Annotated in this window: 11 protein-coding genes and 1 pseudogene; 5 read left to right on the top strand and 7 right to left on the bottom strand. The window is 53.9% G+C overall.

All coding sequences use genetic code 11. The annotated features are described in order from the left end of the window. Nucleotides 1-158 precede the first annotated feature (158 nt). Nucleotides 159-1,490 (bottom strand): putative aminohydrolase SsnA, encoded by a 1,332-nt coding sequence (gene ssnA, locus N1249_RS04270; RefSeq protein ID WP_259837986.1) that lies wholly within the window; start codon nucleotides 1,488-1,490, stop codon nucleotides 159-161. Between the two features lie 2 nt (nucleotides 1,491-1,492). After that, on the bottom strand, nucleotides 1,493-4,597 hold the full coding sequence (gene ygfK, locus N1249_RS04275) for a putative selenate reductase subunit YgfK (RefSeq protein WP_259834839.1): 3,105 nt from the start codon (nucleotides 4,595-4,597) through the stop codon (nucleotides 1,493-1,495). Between the two features lie 534 nt (nucleotides 4,598-5,131). Here ygfK and N1249_RS04280 point away from each other — a divergent pair. Next, nucleotides 5,132-5,908, top strand: a pseudogene (locus N1249_RS04280) (XdhC family protein); the annotation flags it as partial. A 113-nt stretch (nucleotides 5,909-6,021) separates the two neighbouring features. On the opposite strand, the gene arcC reads toward N1249_RS04280, so the two are convergent. From arcC to ygeW, 5 genes are all read right to left on the bottom strand, one after another. Continuing rightward, nucleotides 6,022-6,954, bottom strand: a complete 933-nt coding sequence (arcC, locus tag N1249_RS04285) for a carbamate kinase (RefSeq protein ID WP_259834843.1) — start codon at nucleotides 6,952-6,954, stop codon at nucleotides 6,022-6,024. A gap of 12 nt (nucleotides 6,955-6,966) precedes the next feature. Next, entirely contained in the window at nucleotides 6,967-8,373 is a 1,407-nt protein-coding gene (gene hydA / locus N1249_RS04290; RefSeq protein ID WP_259834845.1) for a dihydropyrimidinase, read from the bottom strand. A 50-nt stretch (nucleotides 8,374-8,423) separates the two neighbouring features. Continuing rightward, nucleotides 8,424-9,635, bottom strand: coding sequence for a YgeY family selenium metabolism-linked hydrolase (locus N1249_RS04295; protein ID WP_259834848.1), 1,212 nt, complete (start codon nucleotides 9,633-9,635; stop codon nucleotides 8,424-8,426). Between the two features lie 62 nt (nucleotides 9,636-9,697). Then, nucleotides 9,698-10,897, bottom strand: coding sequence for a diaminopropionate ammonia-lyase (gene dpaL / locus N1249_RS04300; protein WP_259834850.1), 1,200 nt, complete (start codon nucleotides 10,895-10,897; stop codon nucleotides 9,698-9,700). Between the two features lie 62 nt (nucleotides 10,898-10,959). Continuing rightward, complete coding sequence (gene ygeW / locus N1249_RS04305) at nucleotides 10,960-12,147, bottom strand: knotted carbamoyltransferase YgeW (RefSeq protein ID WP_259834852.1); 1,188 nt, start codon at nucleotides 12,145-12,147, stop codon at nucleotides 10,960-10,962. A 492-nt stretch (nucleotides 12,148-12,639) separates the two neighbouring features. On the opposite strand from ygeW, the gene N1249_RS04310 reads away from it, so the two are divergent. The 4 genes from N1249_RS04310 to N1249_RS04325 all read left to right on the top strand — a co-directional run bounded on the left by N1249_RS04310 (nucleotide 12,640) and on the right by N1249_RS04325 (nucleotide 17,722). Next, the gene (locus tag N1249_RS04310; protein WP_259834853.1) at nucleotides 12,640-14,421 is read left to right on the top strand and encodes a sigma 54-interacting transcriptional regulator; all 1,782 of its coding nucleotides are present in this window, start codon (nucleotides 12,640-12,642) and stop codon (nucleotides 14,419-14,421) included. A gap of 492 nt (nucleotides 14,422-14,913) precedes the next feature. Next, nucleotides 14,914-15,633 carry a FadR/GntR family transcriptional regulator gene (locus N1249_RS04315; protein WP_166717170.1) on the top strand — a complete coding sequence of 240 codons (720 nt, stop codon included), beginning with the start codon at nucleotides 14,914-14,916 and terminating at the stop codon, nucleotides 15,631-15,633. Continuing rightward, on the top strand, nucleotides 15,630-16,643 hold the full coding sequence (locus N1249_RS04320) for an ABC transporter ATP-binding protein (RefSeq protein WP_259834856.1): 1,014 nt from the start codon (nucleotides 15,630-15,632) through the stop codon (nucleotides 16,641-16,643). The genes N1249_RS04315 and N1249_RS04320 overlap by 4 nt, the downstream gene beginning before the upstream one ends. After that, complete coding sequence (locus N1249_RS04325; RefSeq protein WP_217186385.1) at nucleotides 16,640-17,722, top strand: ABC transporter ATP-binding protein; 1,083 nt, start codon at nucleotides 16,640-16,642, stop codon at nucleotides 17,720-17,722. Before N1249_RS04320 ends, N1249_RS04325 begins: the two co-directional genes overlap by 4 nt.

Genomic DNA, 17,722 nt, shown 5'->3' on the forward strand with positions numbered 1-17,722 from the left:
AGTTTATAACAGGATGATATTGCCGGTTTTTTAGGTCGGATAAGGCATCAGCCGCCAACCGGCAAGAATACGGCACTTTATCTAAACCAGGTCCTGGTTTGCCATCAGTCTCACCCGGCTTGTCAGGCCGGGTTTTTGTTTTACTATTTTTATGCCCGCTATGCGTGGAGTGCATCCATTCGCGCCCACATTTTTTTCGCCACTTTCTGCGCCGCTTTGAATATCGGCTCGCAGTCGAAGCTGAACTGGCGATCCTCATAAATCATCACGCCGTTCACCATAACGCTGCGCACGCTACTGGCGCCCAGGCCAAAGGCGATATGTCCGGCGATATTTTCCGCGATAAGCGGTGTCGGCGGCATGTAGTCGCAGATTGTGAGATCCGCTTTATATCCCGCCTCAAGGCGGCCGAAGCGGGCGTTGAAGCTACGATTCAGCAGTTCATTGCCGTTGCTTAGCGCTTTCGCGAAGCTATCCGGCCACAGTGGACCGCCGGCATCGCGGTGTTTAAAGAAGGCAAATTTCATCTCTTCAAACATGTCGGAGCCGATGCCGTCTGTACCCAGCGCCAGGTTGCGGATCTGCGGCAGACGGTGGTTGTAGCCAACGTGGTTGTTCATATTGGAGCGAGCGTTATGCACCAGGAAACCGTCCTGCTCGTTGAGTAACGCAACGTCGTCATCGGAGATGTACAGACCATGGGCAATCAACGTTTTACTGTTGATAAGGCCAAATTCCGCCAGCCGCACCAGAAGATCCTTACCGTACAGGTGGTGGCTGTGAGAAACATCGTAGCGGTCTTCTGCTGCATGGATATGCAGGCCGCGTTCGGTTGCTTTCAGCGCCTCGCTCAGCATCGCCAGGCCTTCATCAGGCACGGTGAATGGCGCATGGGCGCCGATATGGGCCTCCACCAGATAAGGTTGTTCTCCCATCTCGCGCGCGGCGTCGATCTCTCTGGTAAAGCGAATATTCTCCTCAACGCCGTCGCGCAGTTCGCGGCTGCCGAAGTTGCGGTCGGTGGTTTCAAAGCAGGTCATCCCGCGCAGACCTGTTTTGAGAAAGGCGTTGCGTAACTGGCTCAGAGAGCCTGCGATATAGTGGGGCGACGCATGATGGTCGATAACCGTTGTGCAGCCGCTGCGTACGGCTTCCATGGCGCAGATAAGCCCGCTGTAGTAGAGCGACTCTTCGTCCAGCGCCCGGTCAAGACGCCACCACAGGTTTTTCAGCGTTGAGATAAAGTCCGGGCTGGGAGCAATATTGGCCTGAATACCGCGGGACAGGCCGGAATAGAAGTGATTATGAGAACAGACCATGCCGGGCATCACCAGCTGCCCGTGCATCTCTTTCGCCAGCGCCTGAGGATAGCGCTGACTCAGGCCAGGACCAACATCAAGAATAGTATCGTTCTCAATAGCAATATCGACGTTCTCCCACACTTTCGCCGGATAGATCTGCGCGGCGGTGGCATTTTTCAGGATCAGAATACTCATATTTCAACGCCTCCCAGGAGATAGTTTTGGTGCTGATGAATATGGCTTATGATGCGGCACATGGCGTCCAGCCCGGCTGGAACCTCTTTAAACTGGCCGCGATCGTTAATTTCCAGCTGCCACGTCTTATCGTCCTGACGCACCTTGACGCTGACGCCTTCGACAAAGAATCCGGGATTAGTGCTGTTGACAAAATCCTGCTCCAGGCTGAACACGGTAATTTTGTCTTTGTACGGTTTTCCCTGCCATGGACAGAATTGGGCGCAATTGCCGCATTCGTTGCAATAAGCGTCCAGATGCAGCGTCTGGAAGCGATTCTGGAAGCCCGGTACGGCGACGGAAATATTGGCGCGGTTCGGGCAGACATCTACGCACTTGCTGCAAATGTAGTTGCACTCCAGGCAACGGCTGGCTTCTTGCTCAACAAAGGCGTCACGCTGGTTTTTATCCACCAGCGTGACGGCGATGGTGCCTTTACGCTGATAAACCTGCGCCGGATCGACATTGCTCCAGACTTTGTTTCCGTAGCGGCTGGCGATATTTTCCCTGGCCAGAATCACGTCCGTTGCCCGTCGCGCGTTGCCGATTGCTGACACAATAGAAGAGGGGCTGCGCTGAACATCGCCAATCAGGAATACGTTCGGTTTGCTGGTTTCGCCATCGGCGTTAACCACCGGCCAGCCCTGCGGGTCGAGCGGAATCCCCATTGCCGACAGGGCCTCGCCATCCTGTTGCTCACCGATGGCGGTAATCAGCGAATCGACTTTCAGGGTGCGAACTTCATCGGTCTCCAGCGGGCGGCGGCGGCCTTTCTCATCAGGCTCGCCCAGTTTCATAACCCGCACTGTGAGCGTCCCGTCGGTGTTAAACTGCTCAGGATTGCATAGCCATTCGAAGTTGACGCCGTCGAGCAGGGCTTCATCGTACTCTTCACGCCATGCAGGCATCTCCTGCTGAGAACGGCGATAGATGACGGTTGCGCTCTGTACGCCCGGTACGCGCAGCGCCGCGCGGGCACAGTCCATGGCGGTATTACCCGCGCCGACGATGGCCACGCGCTGGCCCATATTCAACTGGACACCACGGTTGAAATCGCGCAAGAACTGGTGCGACTTATGCACGTTCTGGTTATCGCCGCGCAGCGTCACGCCGCTGTTTTTATCTGTGCCGGTACCGACCAGCACGTAACGGAACCCTTCCGCCTGAAGTTTTTCTACGGTCAGATGCGGGTCGCAGCCGTATTCAATCTTCACGCCGTGGGCGACGACAAAGTCAATATCGTGCTGGATAAGCTCGCCGGGAATACGGAACTGCGGAATGATATTCTGCACCACACCTCCCGCATTGGCCTCGCGTTCAAAAACCGTCACCGGATGACCCGCACGGGCGAGGAAGTATCCGGCGGCGAGACCGGCAGGGCCTGCGCCTATGACCGCTACCGGATGCATCGAGCCGGAGCCAGCAGGTTTGTGCCAGCGTCTTTGGTACTCATCCCAGCCTTTCTCCAGCGCCACCTTTTTCAGTTCACGAATGCTGAGCGCGGTATCGTAATCCAGACGCGTGCAGTTGTACTGGCACTGGTGATCGCATATATGGCCGGTAATAGCGGGTAACGCGTTACGCTGATAGATAAGCTCCAGCGCGTCGGCGTAGCGATGCTCGCCCAGCAGACGAATATATTCCGGAATATCCTGCTTGATGGCGCAGGCTGTGACGCAGGGAGCGACGTAACAATCAAGCAGCGGCAACGGCTCGCCGGTATCAATGCGCTCTTCCGGCTTCCACTGCTTCTGGGTGTAATCCATGCTCACCGCTTTTTCCGCCAGTGCGTTGAGGCGTTCGACGTCGATTTGCGTCATAGTCCAGCCATCGGCTTTCTCCAGTTCGCGCATACACTCGCTCAGACGCAGGTATCCTCCCGGCTTCAGCAGGTCGGTTGCCATGGTGATAGGGCGAATGCCGGTTTCGAAAATATCGCGAATGTTAAGTTGGCTTGCGCCGCCGGAGTACGAGATAGGCAGCTTGCCATCAAACGCGCGCGAGAGCAGGGCGGCCACGTTAATGGATAACGGGAACAGCGCGCGGCCGGACATATACATCTCATCCCCAGGCAGCGCCCCTTTGTTGTTGACGGTGCCGAGGGTGTTGGTTAGCTTGACGCCAAAGCCGAGGCTGCGTTCTTTTGCCAGCGTCATCAGGCGCGTCAGCATCTCCAGCGCCCGGTCGATCTTGAGGTCATGATCAAACGATTCTTCACTAAGGCCGATATAGCCGAAACCGCAGGTGTCGAGGATCTCACGAACGCGTAGATAGCCGAGAAGCGTCGGGTTGAGCTTCACAAAGGTATTGAGGTTTTTCTCGGTCAGCATATAGCGGCAGATAGCTTCGATCTCATCCGGCGGGCAGCCGTGCATCGTCGAGAGGGTCACGCCCTCAACCAGCCTGGCCGGGATGCGCTGAGCGAGGTTATCCAGTCCGGCTTTGCGCGCACTTTTTGGCAGGCTGTCGATAAATGTTTGATTTTGCAGCCAGCGGTTCAGTGTATCGCGATACCGGGCGAACGTAGGATGGGCGGAGGCGTCCATCATATTGTCGATAAATTCCTGCATTGGCGGCTGCTTAATACCGTCAAGGTTGTAACCGACGCTCATATTGAAAATAAACGACTTACTCTCTTTATTCGTCGTCAGTGGAAAGACTTGCTCCAGCAAATGCAAGGTAAACCAGGCCTTCAGGTACTCATCCCAGGCTTTTTTCAGGGTAAACTCAGTGGACCATTCGGTGTTAAAGCACTCATCTTCGGCATCAATACAGGGTTTTTCCAGCTCCAGGCGATCGAGAATTTGCACGGTTTTCAGTTCAATAAACCGTCCACCAGTGAGCCAGGCGGTAATAATGTTCTGCGCCAGCTGGGTATGCGGCCCGGCCGCCGGGCCGAGAGGCGTTGCGCAGCTTTCGCCGAACACGCCAATTGAGCGCTGCGCCTGCGGTGCGTAAAATTGTTGTTCAGGGATGCCAAAAATTGTCCGCTGACTCTGATACTCATCGAAAATGCGCGTTAAAAGTTCTTCAAACGGCACGGGGCGCATTATATCTCCCATAACCCTCTCCTTAGATATAATTGTGAGATCGACATTGCCGGTGGTAATAATTCCGACGGGTAACAGGAGATGAGCAACAATCACACCAGTTATTTAAACTGTGGCGGCGGAATAGTTAATTTGTGAACCAGGTCGAAACTCAATGATGGAGAGGGAATGATTTCTTTGCAGGGAAATGAGAACTCAAATCAATTCGCTTTTTGATCTGGCGATAATTCTCAAAATCATATCTTAAATATCACAATGATAATTTACCCTGGGTGCCTGACAGCCGTTTTCGCGGTAGGTTTTTTTTTGCCGCCGCGAGAAACAAAATAATCAGGGCGGTATCTCAATTACAGCACTGTTCTGGCGATTAAAGTGAACTGATTCATAACTTGCGATGAAAAATTGAGGTTGAGTATAAATATTGCATGGTTTGAACAGGCCGCTGCGACGGTATTTCAACGGAAAGTTAACTCTCAAACTGAGAACCCGTTAAACATCGCAGATAATCAAAAGAGAACCGTAAAAGAAATTACCTTTGAGGTTGGTATGAATATTTTCGCAGAAGCAGCACGACTTGAAGAACAGAACCGTCCTTTTGCCCTGGCGCAGATTATCGACAGTCGGGGATCGACCCCTCGCCACTCCGCGCAGATGCTTATCCGCGAGGACGGATCAATTGTGGGTACCATAGGTGGAGGAATGGTTGAGCGCAAAGTCATTGATGCGGCGCTTGAAGCTTTGCGTGAGCAGGTATCACGAATGTTTCATGGGCGTATGGCGCGTACCGGTAGCGATGCCGTCGGATCTGACTGTGGCGGTGCGATGTCAGTTTACATAGGTGTTTATGGCCTGCGTCCGCGCCTGTTGTTAATTGGCGCCGGGCACGTTAACCGCGCGGTGGCCCACGCTGCGGCGCTGGTGGATTTTGATATCTGCGTAGGCGATATCTACTCTGAGAGCCTCTCTTCCGACGCTTTTCCCGCGTCGGCGCGGCTGGTGCACGCCCCCAGCTTTACGGGAGTGATCGATGCGATGGCGGTCCGGCCGCAGGATTTTGTTCTCATCGCCACCAACAACCAGGACAGAGAAGCGCTGGACAGGATAATAACTCAGCCGGTCACCTGGTTGGGGCTACTGGCCAGCCGTCGCAAGGTGCAGACCTTTTTACGCCAGATGCGGGAGAACGGCGTGCCAGAGTCTGATATTCATCGTCTGCGGGCACCGATTGGTTACGATATCGGCGCGGAGACGCCCAATGAGATTGCTATCAGCGTGTTGGCGGAGATCCTACAGGTGAAAAACGGCGCGCCAGGTGGACTCATGGATCAGGTAAAGAGTACATGCCAACAGGATTACCTGGGTGAGGTGGTTGGAATCTGAAGCTTTTGGCCTGTGAAAGGTTGCCGGGACGTGCCCGGCAACGCATCGCTTAAGACCTACTGGCTAATGATGGTGCCTGTCTTTCCTTCAATACCTTCTCTGGCTTTGCTCAGTTTTGTGATGAGCGCCTTGCGCCCTGGACGGGAGCGGGCGAAGGCAGTGGCGGCTTCCACTTTTGGTAGCATTGAACCTTTTGCAAAGTGGCCTTCTTCGATAAAGCGTTCAGCATCGCGCAGGGAGAGGTTATCCAGCCACTGCTCGTCAGGTTTGCCAAAGTTGATCGCTACCTTTTCCACGGCGGTGAGAATGATCAGCAGATCGGCATCGATCATCTCCGCCAGCTTCGCACTGGCCCAATCCTTGTCGATAACCGCACTGGCGCCGCGCAGATGGTTACCCTCGCGAATCACCGGAATACCGCCGCCGCCGACTGTGATCACCACGTGGCAGTTATCCATCAGCGCTTTTACCGTTTGTTTCTCAATAATATCGATCGGTTTAGGCGACGCGACGACGCGACGGTAGCCGCGACCGGCGTCCTCTTTCACGGTGTAGCCGTTTTGGGCCAGCTTCTCAGCCTCTTCTTTGCTGAAGAATGAGCCGATTGGTTTGGTCGGATTACGAAAGGCTTCATCGTTAGCGTCCACTTCCACCTGGGTGATTAGTGTGGCTACCGGGATATCCAGCTGGCGCGACAGTAGCTCTTCACGAATCGCGTTCTGCAAATCGTAGCCAATGTAGCCCTGACTCAAAGCCACACAGACTGACATCGGCAGCATCGGCGTGTGGGCCTCGGTTTTCGCGGCGGCTTCGAAGGCCAGATTAATCATGCCCACCTGCGGGCCGTTACCGTGAGTTACTACCACTTGATGGCCAAGAGCGATAAGGTCGACAATCGTCCGGGCGGTGTGTTTAACCGCTTGCATCTGTCCGGCGAGATCGTCGCCCAGCGCATTCCCGCCGAGAGCGAGAACAATTTTTTTATTCATAGCTTCCTCTCATTACGTATCAGATCCGCTGACGGCCAGGTGAGCGGTGGAAAAGGGTTGTCGGCGTAAAAAACGGCCCTGTCCGGCACTGCCGGTGAAGGTGCCGTTATCAAAGATGACTCTGCCGTGGGAGAGCGTCTGGCGAATAGCGCCCTGACAGATGAAACCTTCATAGGGTGAATAATCAGCGTTGTCATGCAACATGGCATGGCGGATGGTGGTGGTGCGATGCGGATCGATGATAACCACGTCGCCATCAGCACCCGGCGCCAGCAGACCCTTCTGCGGCCACAAACCAAACAGCTTCGCTGGATTAGCGCTGGTGAGCGCCACAAAGCGCTCAGGGGTGATGCGGCCGGTCATTACCCCCTGAGAGAACAGCAGCAGGAGGCGGTTTTCCACACCCGGTAGACCGTTCGGACAGCGGCTAAAGTCGCCGCCGGAGATCTGTCTGCGCTGTTGCGAAGAGAAAGCGCAGTGGTCGGTCGCAACGGTGTCAATGTCGCCATCACTGATGCCGCTCCATAGCGCATCGTTGTTGCTGGCGTTGCGTAAAGGGGGACTCAGCAGATAGTTAAGCGCATCTTCGCGCTCATAACAGCGCTCGTCGAGCAGCAGATACTGTGGGCAGGTCTCCACCCATACCGGCTGACGGTGCCTTCTGGCAAGGCGTAAATACTCCAGCCCCAGGGCGTTGGAAAGATGCACGATATAGAGCGGCGCATTTCCCGCCAGCCGGGCGAGGTTAATCATCCTCGCGATAGCTTCCGCCTCGCACTCCAGCGGGCGGCTCAGGGCGTGGTAGCGCGGCGCGGTTTTACCAGCATTGATAAATTCCGCCCGACGCTGGGCGATAGCGGCATCGTTTTCCGGATGGACCGTGGCCAGCGCACCAGCGCGCTGCAAGTGGCGCAGCACCTGTAATATCTCGTCATCGTTCAGTTTGTACTGGTAGGTCAGATAGAGCTTAAAGCTGCTGATGCCGCTATCAACCATCACTGGAATTTCGTCGAGGATGCTGTGGTTGACGTGCTGGATAACACCATGAAAACTGTAATCGATAACGGCTTTATAGGCGGCGTAGCCGCGATAGACCTCGAACTGGTGGCGCAGGTGGCAGCCGACTGGCCCAAAGCCCATATGATCAACAATTGTAGTGGTTCCGCCGCAGGCTGCGGCCCGCGTACCGGTAAAGAAATCATCACAGCTGCGAGCGAGCTCCACATCAATATTGAAATGAGTATGAACGTCGACGCCGCCGGGCATCACGTAGCAACCGTCGGCGTCAATCACTTCGCAGGGATGCTCCGCTTCAATAGAATCGGCAAGGCACTTAACGAGGCCATCTTCAATCAGCAGGTCCTGCTTTTCCTGCCTGTCGGCATTGACGACGAGGCCATTTTTAATCAGTACGCGCATAGAAACCTCAACATACCGCCGCAGATCGCGGCGGCAGACAGGACAAACAATTACTCCGTGGCCAGCCAGCTCAGCGGGATGGCGGCATACATTGCGGCGCAGGTTACCAGATGCGATTTCCAGGTTTTCTCATTCGGGGCATGTGCTTCCGGCTCTTTACCTGGTCCAAAGCCGATTACCGGAATGCCGTGGCGACCCATAATTGAGACGCCGTTAGTGGAAAAGGTCCACTTATCCACTACTGGCGCTTTGCCAAACAGACCTTCATAGGCGTTGCTTAGCGCGCGGACGGTAAAGTGGTTTTCTTCCACTTTCCAGGTAGGGAAATAGCATTCGGTGGGGTAAACCAGCCCGGTCCAGGAGGGACGCTCATAGTTATACATAGTGACGACCGCGCCGGTTTTTTTCACCGCTGGCAGGGCGCGGATCTCATCCAGCGCGCCTTCCCAGGTTTCGCCCCAGGTCAGACGACGGTCAATGGAGACGGCGCAGCTATCCGCCACCGCGCAGCGGCTCGGCGAGGTGAAGAAAATCTCAGAAACGGTCAGCGTACCTTTGCCGAGGAACTCGTCATAGCCGAGCTTTTGCGAAAGCTGTTCCAGTTCAGTGAGGATCGGCGCCATTTTGAAGATTGCATTATCGCCGCGCTCCGGGGCTGATCCATGGCAGCTCACGCCCTGTACTTCCACGCGGATCTCCATACGCCCGCGCTGGCCGCGATAGATCTGGCAGTCGGTGGGCTCGGTGCTGACGACAAATTCAGGACGAATACCGGACTGTTCGATGATGTACTGCCAGCACAAGCCATCACAATCCTCTTCCTGAACGGTGCCGGTTACCAGCAGGGTGTACTCATCTTCCAGACCCAGATCTTTGATGATTTTACCCGCGTAAACCATGGAGGCCATTCCGCCTTCCTGATCAGACGCGCCGCGTCCGCCAATCAGTTCATTGGTCTCCATGCCTTCGTATGGGTCAAAGTTCCAGTTTTTGATATTGCCAATGCCAACGGTGTCAATGTGCGCGTCCATCGCCACCAGCCGCGGGCCGTGGCCGATATAGCCCAGTACATTGCCCATCGGATCGATTTCAACTTTGTCGAAGCCGACTTTTTCCATCTCTTCTTTAATGCGATGAACAACACGTTTCTCATCGCTACTCTCGCTGGGAATTGCGATCATATCGCGCAGGAAACGGGTCATCTCTTTTTCGTACTGTTTTGATTTTTCCAGGATCGCTTTAAACGGAATTTGCTTAGCCATAAATAGGTTCTCCAGTTCTGAATACAGGCTTCCCGCCGGGCGGGCTGAGTATGAAAAGTCGGCTACTGCGCCGCGGGATATTTGCCTTCCCAGACGACTTCGCGATAGTGCTTAACGTCGGTGTCGCCTTCGGTACTAATCACCAGCACCACGGAGCAGCTGTCCAGCTTGAGCTTATGCATCAGCGCTTCGCGCTGAGGATTGAAATGAACGGCCGCCAGCAGGCCCAAACCTACGGCCCCGGACTCGCCGGAAATAATGCGCGCATCGTAGCCAACGGGATTACCCAACACCCTCATGCCGAGAGCAGCGACGGCGTCCTGACAGGAAACAAACTGGGTGGCGCAGTTGCGCAGCACTTCCCAGCCCAGCGGGTTTGGCTCACCGCAGGCGAGGCCTGCCATAATGGTGGCCATATCGCCGCTGACGTTGACAATCTGTCCTTTCACCGCTGAACGGTAGAGGCAGTCAGCCAGCTCCGGCTCGATGATGATGGAGTGAAGATTTTTCGCGCCATAGACATCGGCCAGATAGCCCAGCACGCCGCCTGCCATTGCGCCAACGCCACCTTGCAGGAGTACGTGTGTAGGGCGGGCGATGCCCATCGAGGCGATCTGCTCCACCGCTTCATCGGCGAGAGTGGCATAGCCCTGCATAATCCAGGTCGGAATTTTTGTGTAGCCTTCCCAGGCGGTGTCCTGCACGACCTCCCAGCCGTTTTTCTGGGCGGTCTGCATGGTAAAGCGTACCGTGTCGTCGTAGTTCATATCGGTGACGATACACTCAGCGCCGAGGCGCAGAATAGCCTCAACCCGCTCCTGCGCGGAGCCTTTGGGCATATAGATGACGGCGTTTTGCCCTAACTGGCGGGCCGCCCATGCCACGCCGCGGCCGTGGTTGCCGTCGGTGGTGGTCGCGAACGTCATCTTCTCTTTGATGCTTGATTTCAGCGTTTCGAAGGAGAGATCGTTGATATCCAGACTGTATTTTTCACACAAAAGCCGGGCGATAGCATAAGAGCCGCCGAGCATTTTGAATGCATTGAGGCCAAAGCGCTGGGATTCGTCTTTCACAAGAATTTTTTGCACACCAAACAGCGTGGAAAGCTCATTTAGCGCCACCAGCGGCGTAGGCTTATAGCCGGTAATTTTTTGATGAAAACGACGAGCCTGTTGCGCCTGCTGGCGTGAAAAAAGCGGTGAACGCTCCCCGTTAAAAAAACGGTTTTCGGCAATATCCATTTTCAGTGAGAAAGCAGACATACTCGATCCTTATCCTTTGATGTTCGAAGGTCGTTGGGCTGGCCTGCAGGCCAGCCGGGGGATTATTTGACGCGTTTCTGAGCTTCCTTGAGCAGTTGTTCCAGGACCTGACCCGGGTGAGCATATTTGCGGCAGACGATCATCGCGGCGATGATATAGGGCTTCCAGCTCGCCTCTTTGTAGGTCGGGATGCGGTATTTCTCGAATACTCCCTCAGTGACCTCACCCGCATCACAGGAGACGCCGGTGATATCCGCTGGCAGGCAGTGCATATACAGCGCTTCGCCGTCGCGGGTATGTTTCATCATCTCTTCCGTGCAGTGCCAGTCTTTATGCCCTGCGTTCTGCTCAAGGCACGCTTTCTCCAGTGCTTTCAGTCCTTCGTGATCGTTAGCCCGCAGCAGTTCGGTACGTTTTTCCATCACTTTGTACGGCGCCCAGGATTTCGGATAGACGATATCGGCGTCTTTGAAGGCCTCTTCCATACTGTTTACCTGGCGGAAACTGCCGCCGGAGGCCTCAGCATTGTTTTTTGCCACTTCGATAACGTCAGGGATAAGATCGTAACCTTCCGGGTGGGCGAGAGTGACATCCATACCGAAGCGGGTCATCAGGCCGATAATGCCTTGTGGTACCGAGAGTGGCTTACCGTAGCTTGGCGAGTAGGCCCAGGTCATAGCGATCTTTTTACCTTTCAGATTTTCCAGCGAGCCGAAGTGCTCACGCAGCCAGGCGAGATCGGCCATAGATTGCGTCGGGTGATCGATGTCGCACTGCAAATTGATCAGCGCTGGACGCTGTGGCAGCACGCCCTGTTTGTAGCCGTCGTCCAGCGCTGCGCCGACTTCACGCATGTAAGCGTTGCCAGCCCCGAGGAACATATCATCGCGAATACCGATGGCATCGGCGCAAAAGGAGATCATATTAGCGGTTTCACGAACCGTCTCGCCGTGGGCAATCTGCGATTTCCCCTCATCCAGATCTTGTTGGGCCAGTCCTAACAGATTAAGCGCGGAGGCATAGGAAAAACGGGTGCGAGTTGAATTATCGCGGAACACGGAAATACCCAGTCCGCTGTTAAACACTTTGGTTGCGATATTTTCAGCGCGTAACGTTTTCAGCGCGGCGGCAACATCCAGCACCTGTTTTAGCTCATCCGGAGATTGTTCCCAGGTCAGCAGGAAGTCTTTCTCACTGAGATGAGAGTTAATTTTGTTAATATCCTTAATCAGTTCGTTAACAGTTTTCATGTTTCAATCCTGGTCGTGAATGGCGGCTTTATGATTGCTGTGCGGTCGGATATGCAGAGTTGCCGAATTAGTGACTGCCAGCGCTGAATAACCACTAACAATAAGCGTGCCAAAGTCACGGAGTGAGGCCGTGGATAAGATTGAATAGTTAAGATTATGCCGGGTAAGTCACGGTTTAAACGGCATTTTTGTAGAGGCGGAAAATTGAGATTTCTGGTGCACACATAAATTCTGGATATATGTTCAATGGCTATCGAAGATAATAATTGAATTATCATCTTCACATTGCGCCAATATGATAAAACTCACTGCGCCTTTATCAAAATGATAAAAAAATGTGATAGCTATTGCATATTTTCGATAAGGCAGGGTGGGGAGTGCTATCAATATCAATACTCCCGATGGAAGGGAGTGATATCATAGGGATAACATCAAATAAAGCCATTGCGCCCGACGCTGTTCAGATGAACACTACTTAGAAGGCCGATAGACATGATACCGTCCAAAGCACCCTCCATTTTAATGCAGATTCAACCATCAATTCAAAAGTTTGCAAGTATGCTCGCCAGTGTTCTGCAACTGGAAATTGAAATTGTCGATAACGAATTATACAGGGTTGCAGGAACCGGAGCTTATAGTAAGCAGATTGGCAATAAATTGAATTCAAATTCTCGACTTCTTCGTTACATTATTGAAACACAGGCCGAAAGGGTCGTAACGCATTCCCGTTTTGATCCGCTCTGTAAAGGGTGTAGTAATAAAGATAAATGCGAGGAGAAAGCTTTTCTCGGCATGCCGGTGATGTATCATGAACGCTGCGTTGGTGTTATAAGTCTGATCGCACTCACGCGCGAACAGCAGGTGCGCATTAATGAGAATGTTCAGGAGTTTTTAGATTATGTTCGTCATGTTTCGACGATATTTGTTTCCCGTTTTCTCCAGGAACGGTCAGTCGGCGATAATATCCATAAAGTATTTTTGATCATGATGGAAAGTATGGATCAGGGTGTTCTGGTGGTAGGCAACGATCAAAAAGTGAAATTTGCCAACCACGCCGCACTGAAAATAATGAACGTGGCCCAGAGTAACGTTATTGGTAAATCGATCCATTTCCAGCCTTTAACTTTCGAAGATAATTTCAAGTATGGGCATATGCAGCACGTTATCTCTTTTGACGATCGCAAGGAGTTAATTATCGGCCAGCTGCACGCAGTGCAGGACCAGTGGCTGTTTTTAATGGCGTTTCATCAGTCTCACTCTTCAACCGATTTCAGTTACGGGCAGGAGGGGCCTCAGATTGAGGCCATGGTCGGAGAGTGTCGACCAATGAGACAGCTTAAAAAGCTGATTAGCCGCGTTGCGCCAAGCCCTTCCAGTGTCATGATTGCAGGTGAGAGCGGTACCGGGAAAGAGGTTGTCGCCCGCGCTATCCACAAGCTGAGTGACCGCCAGTCAAAGCCTTTTATTGCTATAAACTGCGCCGCTATTCCTGAGCCGCTGTTAGAGAGTGAACTGTTTGGCTATGTAAAGGGAGCGTTTACTGGCGCATCGGCTAACGGTAAGACCGGGCTGATTCAGGCGGCAAACAGCGGGACGCTTTTTCTGGACGAAATTGGTGATATGCCGCTCACTCTTCAGGCCAAGCTGCTGCGGGCCATCGAGTCACGTGAAATTCAGCCGGTTGGCGCCAGTCATCCGGTACAGGTAGATATCCGCATTATTTCCGCTACCAATCAAAACCTTGAACAGTACATCGCCGAAGGAAAATTTCGTGAAGATCTCTATTATCGTCTGAACGTCATTCCACTGCGTCTGCCTCCGCTCCGCGAGCGTCAGGATGATATCGAGTTGCTGATTCACTATTTCTTGCATCTGCATACCGGGCGGCTCAATCTGGTTTACCCCGGCGTCGCGCAGGATGTGATCGATTTCCTCAAACGCTACCGCTGGCCAGGCAATATCCGCGAACTTAGCAATCTGATGGAATACCTGGTCAACGTTGTGCCGTCGGGAGAAATTATCGATATGTCACTGCTTCCACCTAACCTGGTAAGCAGCAGCGAACAGGTGAGTCTGGCATCTTCGCCTGTGTCTGCAACAGTCGCTGTTTCTCAGGAAGAAAGCGTAACAGCGCTGGAGGAGATGGAGCGGCAGATGATCCGTGATGCGCTCTCTCGCTACAGTAATAAAAAGCAGGCGGCGGACGAGTTAGGAATTGGTATCGCTACGCTGTATCGCAAAATAAAAAAATATTCGTTGTCAGCAGCAGGTTAGGTTGTATCCCGCAAATGTACGTAGTAGCGACGCTGGGCCACCAGGGCGTATCAGGAATGTCAGCAGCGTTGGATCGCGCGTTGTTTGGGTGTTCCCGGTCGCGCACCGCATTGATGAATGCTATGCCTGGGTGTAATCATTTACCAGGCTAATTTTGTTATTTCAGCGTTCTATCTCTTCTTTATCTTCATTGTTAACAAAAAATTAATCTAAATGGTGCAATTAATTAACAGTTGCACGAATTTAGTGCGTTTTTTGCACTAAGATTGTGCGTTTTACCCTCCTCCGTCTCTTCTTATACCAGTCAGAATATGTCGTTTTGTAAAAATAAATCAATAAAAATCATGGTGTTATCTTAAAATCACATAAAGTTAGCGAACCAATTACATATTGGTTTGGTTATTGCTTAATCATTAGCGCGGTAAGCTTCATTCTATATCAATAGCTTATCGTTAATAAAAATAAAGAAATGATGACAGCGAGCGAACCAATATGGAAAAACCGTCACGGTTTCTGGCAAATTCCAGCACCGCACTTGAGCAACTGCGCGGGCTTATCAACCAGCATGAGTCAACACCAGGCATTCCATTGCCCACTGAACGTGAGCTTTCGGAAACACTCGGCGTAGGGCGACGTGAAGTGCGTCGTGCGCTGGACGTGCTGGAAGAAGAGGGGCGGATCTGGCGTAAACAGGGCAAAGGCACGTTTATTGGGCCGGCAGCCCCTGTAGAGCCTCTGGCGCTTCAGGGGCTGGTACAACAGACCAATTTGCTGGAAGTGATGGAAGCTCGTCTGCAACTTGAGCCCGGCCTGGCCCGCCTTGCGGCGCTGCGTGCCACCAGGGAAAACCTCGCGCTGATGCAGCGTATGCTGGAACGCATTAATAAGGTCAGCCCGGATGACCGCGATCTCAATGAACTGTGGGATAGCGCATTCCATCGCGCGATAGCGGAAGCCGCAGGTAACCGCCTGATGCTGGGATTATTCGACGCGATTGATGCGGTCAGGCGTGAACCCGGCTGGCAACATCTGCGCGAATTAGCTCGCACCCCTGAACGCGTTGATAACTACAACGACCATCATCACAAAATCATGTCAGCGATTATCCATCGCCAGCCTAATGAAGCCGCTGCCGCGATGCGCGAACACCTGCTCAGCCTGCAAACAGCCCTGATTCAGGCTATTCACCTTGAGGACGATTTCACGCTATGACAACGATCCCGTTTAAGGAAGCATCTCCTGTTCTGCGGCTGCAAAACCTCAACGTTAAATTTGCGGGGTCACCCGTCAGCGTACTTGATGGCATTTCGCTGACCGTAAAAGCGGGTGAAACGCTGGCGCTGGTGGGGGAATCCGGGTGTGGAAAAAGCATCACCTCGTTAGCACTGATGGGGTTATTACCCGCCAGCGCGCAAATCGTCAGCGGCGAGATGCAGTTTCGCCGCCATAACCTGCGAAAGCTCTCCCCGCGCGAATATGCCGATCTCCGTGGCAGCGAGCTGGCGATGATTTTTCAGGAGCCCATGACCTCGCTGAACCCCGCTTTTACCCTTGGCGACCAGCTGAGCGAAGCGGTCATGCGCCACCAGAATATGACGCGTGCGCAAGCGATGGACGCGGCGCTGAACATTCTGGAAAAGGTTCAGATCCCGGCGGCAGAGATGCGCCTTAAGGCTTATCCGCACCAGCTTTCTGGTGGGATGCGCCAGCGCGTGATGATTGCGATGGCCCTGATTAACCACCCGCGTTTGCTGATTGCCGACGAACCGACCACCGCGCTGGATGTCACCATTCAGGCTCAAATCCTCGCATTGCTCAACACATTAAAAGAAGAAACGGGTACGGCGGTGCTGATGATCACTCACGATTTGGGCGTGGTGGCAGAAGTGGCGCAGCAGGTGGCGGTGATGTACGCCGGACAGGTGGTAGAGCAGGGCAGCGTAGAGGCGATTTTTGCTGACCCGCAACACCCGTACACCATCGGTCTGATGGGATCTATTCCATCGCTTGGGGCGCGTAAAGGCCAGCTTTCCACCATTCCTGGCTCTGTGCCGCTACCCGAATCCATGCCGAAAGGCTGCCGTTTCGCCACCCGTTGTCCGTTTGCGCAGACCCGTTGTCACGATGAAAAACCACAACTTAACACGCTGGGTGCAGGGCATCAGGTGGCCTGTTTCCGCGTACCGCTGGAACAACATATTGCGCTGGGAGAGACAGCATGACGACGCCAATTCTTGAAGCCCGTGACCTCAGCAAGCTGTTCCCTGGCCCTAAAAAACTGTTTACCCCTGCGCGATTTGTCACTGCCGTTGATCGCGTTTCCCTTTCCGTTATGCCGGGGGAAACGCTGGCTATCGTGGGCGAATCCGGCTCAGGGAAATCCACGCTGGGCCGTTTGCTGCTGCGTCTGCTGGCGGCAAGCGAAGGGCGCGTGTTTTATCAGGGCGAGGAGATCACCCACGCGACGGGCGCGCGCCTTAATCAACTCCGGCGCGAACTGCAAATTATCTTCCAGGATCCTTTTGCCTCGCTGAATCCGCGTATGACGGTGGAGCAGATCGTGGGTGAGCCGTTGTGGCTGCACCAGAACATGAAAAAAGCAGACCGCCAGTACCGCGTTGCCGAGTTGCTGAAAACCGTTGGGCTACCGGCAGCCTGGGCCGGGCGTTATCCGCATGAATTTTCCGGCGGCCAGCGTCAGCGCATCGGCATTGCGCGAGCGCTGGCATCAGGGCCAAAGCTGCTGCTGGGGGATGAGCCCGTCTCCGCACTGGATGTCTCCGTGCAGGCGCAGGTGGTGAATCTGCTGGAAAGCCTTAAGCATCAACTGGGGCTGACGATGGTGATTGTCGCTCATGGTCTGGCGGTGATCCGTCATATGAGCGACCGGGTGGCGGTGATGTATCTCGGGCAAATTGTGGAGCTTGCCACCGTCGATGAAATCTTCGACGCGCCGCTGCACCCCTACACCCAGGCGCTGATTGCCTCTGCCCCGCAAATGCAGCCGGGTGCCCAGCGTGATACGCCGCTGTTGCAGGGGGATTTGCCGAATCCGTCTAACCCGCCTTCCGGATGTCGTTTCCATACCCGTTGTCCGTATGTCACCGATGAATGCCGACAGGTTGAGCCGATTAATCAGGTGCTTGAAGGCGGGCGTCAGGTTGCCTGTCATCGCTGGCAGGATATTAATCGCGATCGCAGTGTTATTCAGATAGCACCGCCATCCGCAGCATTTCTGCGCCGCCGCGCGCTGTTTGAACACGCGGCATCTCACTCCTCCCTTCCTTCAAGGAACTCATGA

The organism is Enterobacter sp. CP102 (genome assembly GCF_025152625.1).
Lineage (GTDB): Bacteria > Pseudomonadota > Gammaproteobacteria > Enterobacterales > Enterobacteriaceae > Enterobacter > Enterobacter soli.

Coding starts and splice junctions, on each gene's coding strand:
- N1249_RS04320 (WP_259834856.1), top strand. CDS start 15,630: ATGACAACGATCCCGTTTAAGGAAGCATCTCCTGTTCTGCGGCTGCAA.
- dpaL (WP_259834850.1), bottom strand. CDS start 10,897: ATGTCTGCTTTCTCACTGAAAATGGATATTGCCGAAAACCGTTTTTTT.
- arcC (WP_259834843.1), bottom strand. CDS start 6,954: ATGAATAAAAAAATTGTTCTCGCTCTCGGCGGGAATGCGCTGGGCGAC.
- N1249_RS04295 (WP_259834848.1), bottom strand. CDS start 9,635: ATGGCTAAGCAAATTCCGTTTAAAGCGATCCTGGAAAAATCAAAACAG.
- N1249_RS04315 (WP_166717170.1), top strand. CDS start 14,914: ATGGAAAAACCGTCACGGTTTCTGGCAAATTCCAGCACCGCACTTGAG.
- hydA (WP_259834845.1), bottom strand. CDS start 8,373: ATGCGCGTACTGATTAAAAATGGCCTCGTCGTCAATGCCGACAGGCAG.
- ygeW (WP_259834852.1), bottom strand. CDS start 12,147: ATGAAAACTGTTAACGAACTGATTAAGGATATTAACAAAATTAACTCT.
- N1249_RS04325 (WP_217186385.1), top strand. CDS start 16,640: ATGACGACGCCAATTCTTGAAGCCCGTGACCTCAGCAAGCTGTTCCCT.
- N1249_RS04310 (WP_259834853.1), top strand. CDS start 12,640: ATGATACCGTCCAAAGCACCCTCCATTTTAATGCAGATTCAACCATCA.
- ygfK (WP_259834839.1), bottom strand. CDS start 4,597: ATGGGAGATATAATGCGCCCCGTGCCGTTTGAAGAACTTTTAACGCGC.